Source organism: Pseudomonas sp. GD03862, assembly GCF_029840855.1.
In the GTDB taxonomy this organism is placed as follows: Bacteria; Pseudomonadota; Gammaproteobacteria; order Pseudomonadales; family Pseudomonadaceae; genus Aquipseudomonas; species Aquipseudomonas alloputida.
This window is the reverse complement of sequence record NZ_JAOCDI010000029.1, coordinates 68820-83437: the sequence shown is the minus strand read 5'-3', so window position 1 is coordinate 83437 and position 14618 is coordinate 68820. Positions and strand designations below refer to the sequence as shown.

Here is a 14618-nt window from a genome sequence, read left to right as displayed (position 1 = left end):
CGTTACAACTTCGGTTTCGTTGATCCCTACTTCACCGCCGATGGCGTCAGCCTGGGCTACAACGCCTTCTACCGCAGCACCGATTACGACGACCTCGACGTCGACGTTGCCAGCTATGCGGTGGACAGCTACGGTGCCGGCGTCAGCCTGGGCTACCCGATCAGCGAAACCTCGCGCCTGACCTACGGCCTGAGCGTGCAGCAGGACAAGATCAAGACCGGCAAATACACCGTCGACGAGATCTTCGATTTCCTCGAGCAGGAGGGTGACAACTTCCTGAACTTCAAGGCCTCGATCGGTTGGTCCGAGTCGACCCTGAACAAAGGCGTACTGGCCACCCGTGGTCACTCGCAAAGCCTGACCCTGGAGTCCACCGTTCCGGGCAGCGACCTGTCGTTCTTCAAGCTTGACTACCGTGGCCAGCTGTTCAAGCCGATCACCAGCGACTACACCCTGCGCCTGCATACCGAGCTGGGCTATGGTGATGGTTACGGCAGCACCTCCGGTCTGCCGTTCTACGAGAACTATTTCGCGGGTGGTTTCAACTCCGTCCGTGGCTTCAAGGACAGCAGCCTGGGCCCACGCAGTACCCCGAGCATCGGCGAGGCCGCAGGTGGCAAGCCAGGCACCATCGCCGACCCGGATCAGGATCCGTTGCCGTTTGGTGGTAACGTGCTGGTGCAGGGCGGTGCCGAACTGCTGTTCCCGCTGCCGTTCGTCAAGGACCAGCGTTCACTGCGCACCTCTGTGTTCTGGGACGTGGGTAACGTGTTCGACACCAATTGCGGCAACAAACCTGATTGCGAGAAGGTCGGGTTCTCGGGCATGGCCAGTTCGGTCGGCCTGGGCGTGACCTGGATTACCGCACTGGGCCCGCTGAGCTTCAGCCTGGCAATGCCGGTCAAGAAGCCGGACGATGCCGATACCCAGGTGTTCCAATTCTCTCTGGGCCAGACCTTCTAAGGTCGGCCCTTGCTTAATGACAACGGTTTATCCAGGAGTGCATCGTGCGTAAATTGGCTCAATTGGCCGTAGTGGCCGCGGCGTTGGTAGCCACCCCGGCTTTCGCCGAAATGAAGGTTGCCGTCCTGAACTACCAGATGGCCCTGCTCGAGTCGGATGCCGCCAAGAAGTATGCGGTTGATGCCGAGAAGAAATTCGGTCCGCAACTGACCAAGCTGAAAAGCCTGGAAAGCAGTGCCAAGGGCATCCAGGACCGCCTGATCAAGGGCGGCGACAAGATGCAGCAGCAGGAGCGTGAGCGCCTGGAGCTCGAGTTCAAGCAAAAGGCCCGCGATTTCCAGTTCCAGTCCAAGGAACTGAACGAAGCCAAGGCCGTTGCTGATCGCGACATGCTCAAGCAACTGAAGCCGAAGCTGGATGGTGCTGTCGAGGAAGTGATCAAGAAGGGCGGCTACGACCTGGTCCTCGAGCGTGGTGCGGTCATCGATGTCAAACCTCAGTACGACATCACCCGCCAAGTCATCGAGCGCATGAACCAAGCCCGTTGATATGAGTGTGACCATGACGCTAGGCCAGCTGGCCGAGGTACTCGGAGCTACCCTCAAGGGGCCCGAGGCGCTGCAGATTACCGGGTTGGCCACCTTGCAGGAGGCTGGCCCGACGCAGTTGAGCTTCCTCGCCAACCCGCAGTACCGCAAGTACCTGGATAACAGCCAGGCCGGCGCGGTGCTGCTCAAGGCTGCGGATGCCGAAAGCTTTGCCGGCAATACCCTGATCGTGGCGGACCCGTACCTGGCTTACGCGCGGATTTCCCACCTGTTCGATCCCAAACCCAAGGCTGAGGCGGGAATACATCCCAGCGCCGTGGTGGCGGAAGATGCCCAGGTGGACGCCAGCGCCAGCATCGGGCCGTTCGCGGTCATCGAAAGTGGTGCGCGCATCGGCGCCAACGTCAGCATCGGCGCACACTGCTTCATCGGTGCCCGCAGTGTGGTCGGTGAAGGTGGTTGGCTGGCACCGCGGGTCACGCTGTATCACGACGTGACCATCGGTAAGCGTGTGGTCATCCAGTCGGGTGCCGTGATCGGCGGCGAGGGCTTCGGCTTTGCCAACGAGAAGGGCATCTGGCGCAAGATTGCGCAGATCGGCGGCGTCACCATTGGTGATGACGTGGAGATCGGCGTAAATACTGCTGTTGACCGTGGCGCGCTGTCCGACACCCGGATCGGCGACGGGGTCAAGCTGGATAACCAGATCCAGATCGCTCACAACGTGCAGATCGGTGATCACACTGCCATGGCCGCTTGCGTCGGAATCTCCGGCAGCACGCGCATCGGCAAGCACTGCATGCTGGCCGGGGGTGTGGGGCTGGTTGGGCACATCGATATTTGCGATAACGTTTTCGTTTCCGGAATGACCATGGTTACCCGTTCGATCACTGAACCGGGTTCCTATTCTTCCGGCACTGCCATGCAGCCGCTGGCTGACTGGCGCAAGAGCGCCGCGCGTATCCGCCACCTGGACGACATGGCCAAGCGTCTCCAGCAGCTGGAAAAACGCGTCGATACCGTGACCTCAGGTGGCCTGCCGACATCAGAAGGCTGATACCATTCCCTGAGCAAGAGTGAACAGTCGCTAGCTGGCTCCTCTTTGGATTGCAAAAGGAGCGTGTGGTCAGCACCTGCGCTCCCTATTCTTATTACAGGCTTCCCCACCGAAATGATGGACATCAACGAGATTCGCGAATACCTGCCTCACCGCTACCCGTTTCTGCTGGTAGACCGTGTGACGGATCTGGACTTCGAGGCCCAGAGCATTCGTGCCTACAAGAATGTCAGCATCAATGAGCCGTTTTTCAATGGCCACTTCCCGGCACACCCGATCATGCCGGGTGTCCTGATCATCGAAGCCATGGCCCAGGCGGCCGGCATCCTTGGTTTCAAGATGCTCGATGCCAAGCCGGCCGATGGCACCCTGTACTACTTTGTCGGTTCCGACAAACTGCGTTTCCGTCAGCCGGTTCTGCCGGGTGACCAGCTTGTGCTGGAAGCCAAGTTCCTCAGCCGTAAAAGCATGATCTGGAAGTTCGAGTGCCGCGCCCTTGTCGATGGCAAGCCGGTCTGCTCGGCAGAAATCACCTGCGCGGAACGCTCCCTATGAATTCGATTGATCCTCGGGCCATTATCGATCCGTCGGCCAAGCTGGCCGACGGCGTCGAGGTCGGCCCTTGGTCGATCGTTGGCCCTGATGTAGAAATCGGGGAGGGCACCGTTATCGGCCCGCATGTTGTGCTCAAAGGCCCGACCCGCATCGGCAAGCACAACCGTATCTTTCAGTTTTCCTCGATCGGTGAAGACACCCCGGACCTGAAGTACAAGGGTGAGCCGACGCGCCTGGTGATCGGTGATCACAATGTGATTCGCGAAGGGGTGACCATCCACCGCGGTACTGTTCAGGACCGCGCGGAAACCACCGTGGGTGACCATAACCTGATTATGGCCTATGCCCACATTGGCCACGACAGTGTCATCGGCAACCACTGCATCCTGGTCAACAACACGGCGTTGGCAGGTCATGTACATGTGGGTGACTGGGCGATCCTGTCCGGTTACACCCTGGTTCACCAGTACTGCCATATTGGCGCCCACGCGTTTTCCGGCATGGGCACGGCCATTGGCAAGGACGTTCCGGCCTTCGTTACCGTGTTCGGCAGCCCCGCCGAAGCCCGCAGCATGAACTTCGAGGGCATGCGCCGCCGCGGTTTCAGCGACGAGGTGATCCATGTGCTGCGTCGTTGCTACAAGATTGTCTACCGTCAGGGCCTGACCGTCGAAGACGCGCTCAAGGAGCTGGCCGAACCGGCCACGCAACACCCTGAGGTCGAGCTGTTCCGTCAGTCGATCCTGAGCTCCGCTCGCGGCATCACGCGCTGATATGGCCCAGCTTTGCGTAGCGCTGGTCGCCGGTGAGGCCAGTGGCGATATTCTTGGTTCAGGCTTGATGCGTGCCCTCAAGGCGCGCCACCCCGACGTGCGTTTCATCGGGGTTGGCGGCCCCTTGATGGAGGCCGAGGGCCTGCAATCCTATTTCCCCATGGAGCGCCTGGCCGTCATGGGACTGGTCGAAGTACTGGGGCGCCTGCGCGAGCTGCTCAAGCGCCGCAAGCTGCTGATCCAGACCCTGATCGAAGAAAAGCCCGACGTATTCATCGGCATCGACGCCCCTGACTTCACCCTCAACATCGAGCTGAAGCTGCGCCAGGCCGGGATCAAGACCGTGCACTATGTCAGCCCGTCAGTGTGGGCCTGGCGGCAGAAGCGCGTGCTGAAGATCCGCGAAGGCTGCGACCTGATGCTGACGCTGCTGCCGTTCGAGGCGCGGTTCTACGAAGAGCAGGGTGTGCCAGTGCGTTTTGTCGGCCACCCGCTGGCAGACACCATACCGCTTGAAGCCGACCGCCCGGCCGCGCGCGCCGCGCTGGGCCTGGGCGAGGGGCCGGTGGTGGCGCTGATGCCGGGCAGCCGGGGTGGCGAAGTAGGGCGCCTGGGCGCGTTGTTCCTTGACGCCGCCGAGCGCCTCAGCCAACAAGTGCCGGGTGTGCGCTTCGTGTTGCCCTGCGCCAACGCCACGCGGCGCGCCCAGATCGAACAGATGCTTGAAGGGCGCCACCTGCCGCTGACCCTGCTCGATGGCCAGTCGCACCAGGCCCTGGCGGCCTGTGACGCGGTGCTGATCGCCTCGGGCACCGCCACCCTCGAGGCGTTGCTGTACAAGCGGCCGATGGTGGTGGCGTACCGCCTGGCGCCCTTGACCTTCTGGATTCTCAAGCGTCTGGTGAAAAGCCCTTACGTGTCATTGCCGAACCTGCTGGCCCAGCGAGAGCTGGTGCCCGAGTTGCTGCAGGACGACGCTACCAGCGAAGCGCTGGCCAACACCCTGGCGCCGCTGGTGCGCGATGGAAGCCAGCAGACCGAACGTTTCGACGAAATTCACCGCACCCTGCGCCGTGACGCCTCCAATCAGGCGGCCGAGGCGGTACTGGCCCTGCTCAAGGACCGCTGACATGCAAATTGGACTGGACTTCAACCTGGTAGAAGACCTGGTCGCCGGCGTTGACGAAGTGGGCCGTGGCCCGCTGTGCGGCGCGGTGGTAACGGCGGCAGTGATTCTTGATCCCGCGCGGCCGATTCTCGGTCTGAACGATTCGAAGAAACTCACCGAAGCCAGGCGTGAGGCGCTGTTCGACGAGATCTGCGAAAAGGCCTTGAGCTTCTGCATCGCCCGCGCCGAAGTCGAGGAAATCGACAGCCTGAACATCCTGCAGGCCACCATGCTGGCCATGCAGCGGGCAGTGGAGGGCTTGCACATTACGCCAAAGCTGGCCCTGATTGATGGCAATCGCTGCCCGAAGCTGGCGGTGCCGGCAGCACCGGTGGTCAAGGGGGATAGCCAGGTGCCGGCCATTGCGGCGGCATCGATCCTGGCCAAGGTGACCCGTGATCGGGAGATGAGTGCGTTCGAACTGATCTACCCGGGTTATGGCATTGGCGGGCACAAGGGCTACCCGACCCCGGTGCATCTCGAGGCGTTGGCGCGTCTTGGGCCTACGCCCATTCATCGGCGTTCCTTCGCCCCGGTGCGGGCGGCTTGGGATGCTCGCGAAGGCGTCACCGATTCCCTGATCTGACCTATTGGGGCCGCTTTGCGGCCCTTCGCGGGCACGCCCGCTCCCACAGGATTCATCGGTCTGAGCAGCGGGGCCGTACCTGTGGGAGCGGGCGTGCCCGCCAAGGGCTGCAAAGCAGGCCCAAAAAAAGCCCCTAGTTAGGCTACAATCCCGCCCTTGTCGTTAAGCTCTGCTACAGGATCTTCCATGTCGGTTCCCTTCGTTCACCTGCGCGTCCACTCCGAATTCTCGCTGGTCGACGGCCTGGTGCGGATCAAACCGCTGGCCAAGGCGCTGACCGGGATGAACATGCCGGCGGTCGCGATCACCGATCAGAGCAACATGTGCTCGCTGGTGAAGTTCTACAAGACGGCCATGGGCGCCGGCATCAAGCCGATCTGCGGTGCCGACCTGTGGCTGGCCGGTGCCGACCCGGAAGCCCCGCTGTCGCGCATCTGCTTCCTGGCCATGGACCCCAAGGGCTATCGCAACCTCACCGAACTGATCTCGCGCGGCTGGACCGATGGCCAGCGCAATGGCCTGGTCATCCTCCAGCGTGAATGGATCGCCCCGGCCAGCGAGGGCCTGATTGCCCTGTCCGCGGGCAAGGAAGGCGACATTGGCATGGCGCTGCTGGCGGGTCGGCAAGACGAAGCCGAAGCGCTTCTTCAAGACTGGATGGGCATGTTCCCCGAGCGCTTCTATGTTGAAGTGCAGCGCACCAATCGGGCACGCGACGAAGAATACGTGCACGCGGCGGTGGCATTGGCCGACAAGCTTGGCGCCCCGCTGGTGGCTACCAACGACGTACGCTTCATCAAGCAGACGGACTTCGACGCCCACGAAACCCGCGTATGCATTGGCGAGGGCTGGACCCTCGATGACCCGCGCCGTCCGCGTTGCTACAGCGACCAGCAGTACCTGAAGTCGGCCGAGGAAATGGCCGAGCTCTTCAGTGACCTGCCCGACGCCATCGCCAACACCGTCGAGATTGCCAAGCGCTGCAACATCCAGGTGCAGCTGGGCAAGTACTTCCTGCCTGACTTCCCCACGCCCAACGGCATGGGCATCGACGACTACCTGCGGCATGTGGCCCACGAAGGCCTGGAAGAGCGCCTGGCCGTGCTGTGGCCGAAAGAGACCACGCCCAATTACGAAGAAAAGCGTCAGGTTTACCTGGACCGCCTGAAGTTCGAACTGGATATCATCATCCAGATGGGCTTCCCCGGTTACTTCCTGATTGTTATGGACTTCATCAAGTGGGCCAAGAACAACGACGTACCGGTTGGCCCGGGCCGCGGTTCGGGCGCTGGCTCGCTGGTGGCCTATGTACTGAAGATCACCGATCTCGACCCGCTGGCCTACGACCTGCTGTTCGAGCGCTTCCTCAACCCTGAACGTATTTCCATGCCCGACTTCGACGTCGACTTCTGCATGGACGGCCGTGACCGGGTGATCGACTACGTGGCCGAGGCCTACGGCCGTAATGCGGTGAGCCAGATCATCACCTTCGGTACCATGGCCGCCAAGGCGGTGGTGCGTGACGTGGCGCGGGTGCAAGGCAAATCCTATGGCCTGGCCGACCGCCTGTCGAAGATGATCCCCTTCGAAGTGGGCATGACCCTGGAGAAGGCCTACGAGCAGGAAGAAATCCTGCGTGACTTCCTCAAGGGCGACGAAGACGCCCGTGAAATCTGGGACATGGCCCTGAAGCTGGAGGGTGTGACCCGGGGTACCGGCAAGCACGCCGGTGGTGTGGTTATCGCACCGACCAAGCTCACCGACTTTTCGCCGATCGCCTGTGATGAAGAGGGTGGTGGCCTGGTAACCCAGTTCGACAAGGATGACGTCGAGGCCGCCGGCCTGGTGAAGTTCGACTTCCTCGGCCTGCGTACCTTGACCATCATCAAGTGGGCGATGGAGATCATCAACCGCGAGCAGGCCAAGAAGAACCTGCCCGACCTCAACATCGACTTCATCCCGCTGGACGACCGCAAGACTTACGAGCTGCTGCAGAAGGCCGAAACCACGGCGGTGTTCCAGCTTGAATCGCGTGGCATGAAGGAGCTGATCAAGAAGCTCAAGCCCGACTGCCTGGAAGACCTGATTGCACTGGTTGCGCTGTTCCGCCCGGGCCCGCTGCAATCGGGCATGGTGGACGACTTCATCAACCGCAAGCACGGCCGCGCCGAGCTGGCCTACCCGCACTCCGACTACCAGTACGAAGGCCTCAAGCCGGTACTGGCGCCGACCTACGGCATCATCCTGTACCAGGAACAGGTGATGCAGATCGCCCAGGTCATGGCGGGTTACACCCTGGGTGGCGCCGACATGCTACGCCGGGCCATGGGTAAGAAAAAGCCCGAGGAAATGGCCAAGCAGCGCGGTGGTTTCATCGAGGGTTGCGTAGCCAACAATATCGATGCGGACCTCGCCGGTAACATCTTCGACCTGGTAGAGAAGTTCGCGGGCTACGGCTTCAACAAATCCCACTCCGCCGCCTATGGCCTGGTGTCGTACCAGACCGCCTGGCTGAAAACCCACTACCCGGCGCCGTTCATGGCTGCGGTCCTGTCGGCGGATATGCACAACACCGACAAGGTGGTGGTGCTGGTGGAAGAGGTGCGCAGCATGAAGCTGCGCCTCGACGCGCCGGACGTGAACTTCTCGGACTTCAAGTTCACCGTCAACAACGACGGCCGTATCGTCTACGGCCTTGGCGCCATCAAGGGTGTCGGCGAAGGCCCGGTGGAGGCGATTGTCGAGGCCCGTGCCCAAGGCGGTCCGTTCAAGGACCTGTTCGATTTCTGTGAACGCATCGACCTCAAGCGGGTCAACAAGCGTACCCTTGATGCGCTGGTGCGCAGTGGCGCGTTGGACCGCCTTGGCCCGCACTTCCATGACGAGATCAAGGCCTACCACGCCAACATCGACATCAACCGGGCAACCTTGCTGTCGGCGCTGGGCGAGGCCATCAAGGCAGCCGAGCAGGCTGCGCATACCGCTGACAGTGGTCATGTCGACCTGTTCGGCAGCATGTTCGACGCGGCAGATGTCGACGTCTATGCCAACCATCGCAAGGTGCGCGAGCTCACCCTCAAGGAGCGTCTGAAGGGGGAGAAAGACACCCTTGGCCTCTACCTCACCGGCCACCCGATCGACGAGTACGAGACCGAGATCCGCCGCTTCGCCCGCCAGCGCATCGTCGACCTCAAGCCGTCGCGCGAAACCCAGACCATCGCGGGCATGATCATTGCCTTGCGGGTGATGAAGAACAAGAAGGGCGACAAGATGGGCTTCGTCACCCTGGATGACCGTTCCGGACGGATCGAGGCATCGCTGTTTGCCGATGCCTTCATGGCGGCACAGTCCTTGCTGCAGACCGATGCCATGGTGGTGGTGGAAGGCGAGGTCAGCAATGACGACTTCTCCGGGGGCTTGCGCCTGCGGGTGAAGCAGGTGATGACCATGGAAGACGCGCGCACCAAGCTGGCCGAGAGCCTGCGCCTGAAGGTGGCGCACGACGCACTGAAGGGCGACCGGCTGAAATGGCTGGGCGAGTTGATCACCCGCCATCGCGGTGCTTGCCCGATCACGCTGGAGTACACCGGCAGCGACGCCAAGGCCATGCTGCAGTTTGGCGAGCAGTGGGCGATCGACCCAGCCGATGGGCTGATTCAGGCGCTGCGTGACCAGTTCGGGCGTGAGAACGTCTTCCTGCAATATCGTTGAACCGATAAAAATTTAATCTCGACCTGAATGCGCCTGATCCCTTAAGGTATGGCGCCAAACGGATCAACCGGCCGGCCGCCTGGCCGTAGACCCAAGACGGATGACTATGAACCCGAATTTCCTCGACTTCGAACAGCCGATTGCCGACCTGCAAGCCAAGATCGAAGGCCTGCGCCTGGTGGGCAACGACAACTCGCTGAACATCAGCGATGAAATTGCCCGTCTGCAAGACAAGAGCAACACCCTGACCGAAAGCATCTTCGGCAACCTGACCAGCTGGCAGATCGCCCGCCTGGCCCGTCACCCGCGTCGTCCTTACACCCTGGACTACCTGGAGCACATCTTCACCGAGTTCGAAGAGCTGCACGGGGACCGTCACTTCTCTGACGACGCCGCCATCGTGGGTGGTACTGCGCGTCTGGACGGCAAGCCGGTCATGGTCATTGGCCACCAGAAGGGCCGTGAAGTGCGCGAGAAAGTGCGTCGCAACTTCGGCATGCCGCGCCCGGAAGGCTACCGCAAGGCCTGTCGCCTGATGGAAATGGCCGAACGCTTCAAGATGCCGATCCTGACCTTCATCGACACGCCGGGCGCCTACCCGGGTATCGACGCCGAAGAGCGCAACCAGAGTGAAGCCATCGCCTGGAACCTGCGGGTCATGGCACGCCTGAAAACCCCGATCATCGCTACCGTGATTGGTGAGGGTGGTTCCGGTGGTGCACTGGCCATTGGCGTGTGCGACCAACTGAACATGCTGCAGTACTCCACCTACTCGGTGATCTCGCCGGAAGGCTGTGCTTCGATTCTGTGGAAAACTGCCGATAAAGCAGCAGACGCGGCCGAGGCCATGGGCATCACCGCCGAGCGTCTGAAGAGCCTGAACATTGTCGACAAGGTCATCCAGGAGCCGCTGGGCGGCGCCCACCGTGACCCGGCCAAGATGTCCGAAAGCATCCGTGCCGATCTGGTGCAGCAGCTGGACATGCTCGGCAAGTTCGACAACGATGCGCTGCTGGCCCGTCGTTACGAGCGCCTGATGAGCTACGGCCTCTGATTCTGATTTGCCCCGGGGCCGTTTTGCGGCCCTTGTGATTGATGGCACCGGCTTCGCCGGTGTTAGCGGGTAAACCCGCTCCTACAGGTATTGCGCTGCCCTTGAGGCTTGCGCCGTACGTGTGGGAGCGGGCATGCCCGCGAATGCTTTCTGGAATCGAGCGAGGGCTAGATGATCAACCTCACTCCTTGGCTCAACGCCCCCACCTGGTACGTCGCCTTCTCCGGCGGCCTCGATTCCACCGTCCTCCTGCACCTGCTGGCCGAATACGCCCGCAACCACGCATCCCCCCCGCTGCGCGCCATCCATATCCACCACGGCCTGCAAGCTGCTGCCGACGCCTGGCCCGCCCACTGCCAGGCCATCTGCGACAATTTCGACGTTGAACTTCAGGTCATCCACGTCCAGGTCTCCCCAGGCGCCAGCCTTGAACAGGCCGCTCGCGATGCCCGCTATGCCGCCTTCAGGCAAGTGCTCGGCCCGGGCGATATCCTGTTCACCGGCCAGCACCGCGACGACCAGGCCGAGACCCTGCTGTTCCGCCTGTTGCGTGGTGCCGGCCTGCGGGGCCTGGCGGCAATGCCGGGGCAGCGGGCGCTGGGGCAGGGCAGCCTGGTCAGGCCGTTACTGGCCTGTTCCCGGCAACATTTGCAGGATTATGCCCAAGCCCAAGGGCTGACCTGGATCGAAGACCCGTCAAACCTCGACACACAATTCGCCCGCAACTACCTGCGCGGCGAAGTGATGCCGCACTTGCAGCAACGTTGGCCACAGGCCAGCCAGAACTTCGCCCGGGCAGCAGAGCATCTGGGCGAGGCGCTGGGTTTGCTGGACGAACTGGCCCAAGAGGATCTGGCGCTTGCGGGCAAGGGGGCGCCCATCGCCTGGCCGGGGCTGGATTCCCTCGACCTGGCCGCCCTGCTGGCGTTATCGCCGGCCCGTCAGCGCAATGCCTTGCAGTACTGGCTGAGCCAGCGCACCCGTTTGCCCGATACCCGGCACTGGGCCGGCTGGGCAGACCTGCGCGATGCCGCTGCCGATGCCCGGCCAGTCTGGCGGCTTGCCGATGGACGGTTGGTGCGTAGCCACGGGCGCATCTGGTGGCTGAGCGGTGATTGGCTACAGCAACCGGCTGGCTCGCTGGCCTGGCCCGACCCTGATCGGCCGTTGCGGTTGCCGGGCAATGGTTGCGTGCGTCTTGTTGGCGCAGCCGTGTCGAGCGTGTTGCGCATTGCCTACCGTCAGGGGGGGGAAATGCTGGAGGTTCCCGGCCGTGGCCGGCGGGACCTCAAGCGCCTGCTCAACGAACAGCAGGTGCCGCATTTCCTGCGCTCGCGCCTGCCGTTGCTGTATCACGGCGAACGCCTGCTGGCGGTGGCCAACCTGCCCGGGCTGGTGCAGGCGGATTGCCAACTGCACTGGCAGTTACCGACGAACGCGCAAGGTTTGAGCTGAAGGGTACATTCCGGTAGACTACCCTCCCTTCTTGATACAACTTCTGTGGGTTCCGCGAAAACACAGGGGTTGCCGATTACCAAGCAGTTTTTTGCCGAGCTGATTCTGGAAATGACGAGCGAACGCCATGCCGGGTATACCCTGGCTGTACAGACGCGGCAGTTTTTCGAGATGCACTGTGATTGACGCAGGTGATCGGGGGCTTCGGCCTTCCTTCGCTTTCTCCGGCGGCGCTGGCCGCCTTAACGCAGACTTCTAGGGTTTTTCATGACGCGCTACATATTCGTCACGGGCGGTGTTGTTTCTTCATTGGGGAAAGGCATTGCCTCGGCTTCCCTGGCGGCCATCCTGGAAGCGCGGGGCCTGAAGGTCACCATGCTCAAGCTGGATCCGTACATCAACGTCGACCCGGGCACCATGAGCCCGTTCCAGCACGGTGAAGTGTTCGTCACCCACGATGGCGCCGAGACCGACCTCGACCTGGGGCACTACGAGCGGTTCATCCGCACCACCATGACCCAGAACAACAACTTCACCACCGGCCGTATCTACGAGCACGTGCTGCGCAAAGAGCGTCGTGGTGATTATCTGGGCGCGACCATCCAGGTCATCCCGCACATCACCGACGAAATCAAGCGTCGCATCATCAAGGGTGCCGGCGATGCCGACGTGGCCCTGGTGGAGATCGGCGGTACCGTGGGTGATATCGAGTCGCAGCCGTTCCTCGAGGCGATTCGCCAGCTGCGTGTCGAAGTGGGCTCCAAGCGTGCCATGCTGATGCACCTGACCCTGGTCCCGTACATCGCCACCGCTGGCGAAACCAAGACCAAGCCGACCCAGCACTCGGTCAAGGAGCTGCGCTCCATCGGCCTGCAGCCTGATGTGCTGATCTGCCGCTCCGACCACCCGGTCGATGCTTCGTCGCGTCGCAAGATCGCGCTGTTCACCAACGTTGAAGAGCGTGCGGTGATTTCGCTGGAAGACGTCGACACCATCTACAAGATCCCGGGCGTGCTGCATGCTCAGGGCCTGGACGACTTCGTCGTCGAGCGCTTCGGCCTGCAGTGCAATGGCGCCGACCTGTCCGAGTGGGACAAGGTGGTCGATGCCAAGCTCAACCCGGAGCACGAAGTGACCATCGCCATGGTCGGCAAGTACATGGAGCTGCTGGATGCGTACAAATCGCTGATCGAAGCGATGAGCCACGCCGGCATCACCAACCGGACCAAGGTCAACCTGCGTTACATCGATTCGGAAGACATCGAGAACCAGGGCACCAGCCTGCTCGAAGGCGCCGATGCCATCCTGGTACCGGGCGGTTTCGGCCTGCGCGGTGTGGAAGGCAAGATCACTGCGGTGCAATACGCCCGTGAGAACAAGGTGCCGTACCTGGGTATCTGCCTGGGCATGCAGGTGGCCGTCATCGAATTCGCCCGTAACGTGATGGGCTGGAAAGACGCCAACTCCACCGAGTTCGACCGTAACAGCGGCCACCCAGTGGTCGGCCTGATCACCGAGTGGGCCGATGCCACCGGTGCCGTCGAGACCCGCGACGAGGCTTCCGACCTGGGCGGCACCATGCGCCTGGGCGCACAGGACTGCCAGCTGGCTGCCGGTTCCAAGGTGCACGACTGCTACGGCAAGGACGTGATCACCGAGCGTCACCGTCACCGCTACGAAGTGAACAACAACCTGCTGCCACAACTGGTGGACGCTGGTCTGGTGGTTTCCGGCCGTTCCGAAGACGGCGCGCTGGTGGAAGTGGTCGAGTCCAAGGATCACCCGTGGTTCGTCGCTTGCCAGTTCCACCCGGAGTTCACCTCCACCCCGCGTGACGGCCACCCGCTGTTCAGTGGTTTCGTCAAGGCAGCCCTGGCTCAGAAGAACAAGGCCTGATCGATGACCCAGAAGATCATTCGCGTCGGTAACATCGAGATCGCCAACGACAAGCCGTTCGTCCTGTTCGGCGGCATGAACGTTCTGGAATCCCGTGACCTGGCGATGAAGGTCTGCGAAGAGTACGTGCGGGTTACCGAGAAGCTCGGTATCCCGTACGTGTTCAAGGCCAGCTTCGACAAGGCCAACCGTTCGTCGGTAACGTCCTACCGTGGCCCTGGCATGGAAGAGGGGCTGAAGATCTTCGAAGAGATCAAGCGCACCTTCAACGTGCCGGTGATCACCGACGTGCACGAGCCTTACCAGGCCGAGCCCGTCGCCAAGGTGTGCGATATCATCCAGCTGCCGGCTTTCCTGTCGCGGCAGACTGACCTGGTGGTGGCCATGGCCAAAACCGGCGTGGTGATCAACATCAAGAAGGCTCAGTTCCTCGCACCTCAGGAAATGAAACACATCCTGGCCAAGTGCGAAGAGGCCGGTAACGACCAGTTGATACTCTGCGAACGTGGTTCGAGCTTCGGCTACAACAACCTGGTGGTCGACATGCTGGGCTTCGGCATCATGAAGCAGTTCGAGTACCCGGTGTTCTTCGACGTGACCCACGCCCTGCAGATGCCGGGTGGCCGCGCCGATTCCGCCGGCGGTCGTCGGGCCCAGGTCACTGACCTGGCCAAGGCCGGCATGAGTCAGGGCCTGGCCGGGCTTTTCCTCGAAGCCCACCCCGACCCGGACAACGCCAAGTGCGATGGCCCATGCGCCCTGCGCCTGGATAAACTGGAGCCGTTCCTGGTCCAGCTCAAGCAATTGGACGACCTGGTGAAAAGTTTTCCGACGGTAGAAACCGCGTAAAGC

The 14618-nt window shown here is 62.1% G+C and carries 12 protein-coding genes; all 12 read left to right on the top strand.

All coding sequences use genetic code 11. The features are described from left to right. Window positions 1-963: BamA/TamA family outer membrane protein (locus tag N5D53_RS18720; RefSeq protein ID WP_274142376.1), on the top strand; the 963-nt coding region annotated here is incomplete at its 5' end. Window positions 964-1007: 44 nt separating this feature from the next. Beyond that, window positions 1008-1511 (top strand): OmpH family outer membrane protein, encoded by a 504-nt coding sequence (locus N5D53_RS18715; RefSeq protein WP_003252311.1) that lies wholly within the window; start codon window positions 1008-1010, stop codon window positions 1509-1511. A gap of 1 nt (window position 1512) precedes the next feature. Then, window positions 1513-2568, top strand: coding sequence for a UDP-3-O-(3-hydroxymyristoyl)glucosamine N-acyltransferase (lpxD, locus tag N5D53_RS18710; RefSeq protein WP_020190323.1), 1056 nt, complete (start codon window positions 1513-1515; stop codon window positions 2566-2568). 114 nt (window positions 2569-2682) lie between these two features. After that, window positions 2683-3123, top strand: a complete 441-nt coding sequence (gene fabZ / locus N5D53_RS18705; protein ID WP_003252314.1) for a 3-hydroxyacyl-ACP dehydratase FabZ — start codon at window positions 2683-2685, stop codon at window positions 3121-3123. Then, window positions 3120-3896, top strand: coding sequence for an acyl-ACP--UDP-N-acetylglucosamine O-acyltransferase (gene lpxA, locus N5D53_RS18700; RefSeq protein ID WP_010952681.1), 777 nt, complete (start codon window positions 3120-3122; stop codon window positions 3894-3896). The genes fabZ and lpxA overlap by 4 nt, the downstream gene beginning before the upstream one ends. 1 nt (window position 3897) lies before the next feature. Continuing rightward, complete coding sequence (gene lpxB, locus N5D53_RS18695) at window positions 3898-5025, top strand: lipid-A-disaccharide synthase (protein WP_104962436.1); 1128 nt, start codon at window positions 3898-3900, stop codon at window positions 5023-5025. 1 nt (window position 5026) lies between these two features. Further along, the gene (rnhB, locus tag N5D53_RS18690; RefSeq protein WP_104962435.1) at window positions 5027-5650 is read left to right on the top strand and encodes a ribonuclease HII; all 624 of its coding nucleotides are present in this window, start codon (window positions 5027-5029) and stop codon (window positions 5648-5650) included. A 186-nt stretch (window positions 5651-5836) separates the two neighbouring features. Then, window positions 5837-9361 (top strand): DNA polymerase III subunit alpha, encoded by a 3525-nt coding sequence (gene dnaE, locus N5D53_RS18685; RefSeq protein ID WP_104962434.1) that lies wholly within the window; start codon window positions 5837-5839, stop codon window positions 9359-9361. A 106-nt stretch (window positions 9362-9467) separates the two neighbouring features. After that, window positions 9468-10415, top strand: coding sequence for an acetyl-CoA carboxylase carboxyltransferase subunit alpha (locus tag N5D53_RS18680; RefSeq protein ID WP_003252323.1), 948 nt, complete (start codon window positions 9468-9470; stop codon window positions 10413-10415). Window positions 10416-10586: 171 nt separating this feature from the next. Further along, window positions 10587-11870 carry a tRNA lysidine(34) synthetase TilS gene (gene tilS / locus N5D53_RS18675; protein ID WP_104962433.1) on the top strand — a complete coding sequence of 428 codons (1284 nt, stop codon included), beginning with the start codon at window positions 10587-10589 and terminating at the stop codon, window positions 11868-11870. A 267-nt stretch (window positions 11871-12137) separates the two neighbouring features. Next, window positions 12138-13766, top strand: a complete 1629-nt coding sequence (locus tag N5D53_RS18670; RefSeq protein ID WP_012270851.1) for a CTP synthase — start codon at window positions 12138-12140, stop codon at window positions 13764-13766. 3 nt (window positions 13767-13769) lie between these two features. Further along, the gene (kdsA, locus tag N5D53_RS18665) at window positions 13770-14615 is read left to right on the top strand and encodes a 3-deoxy-8-phosphooctulonate synthase (protein WP_010952685.1); all 846 of its coding nucleotides are present in this window, start codon (window positions 13770-13772) and stop codon (window positions 14613-14615) included. Window positions 14616-14618 lie beyond the last annotated feature (3 nt).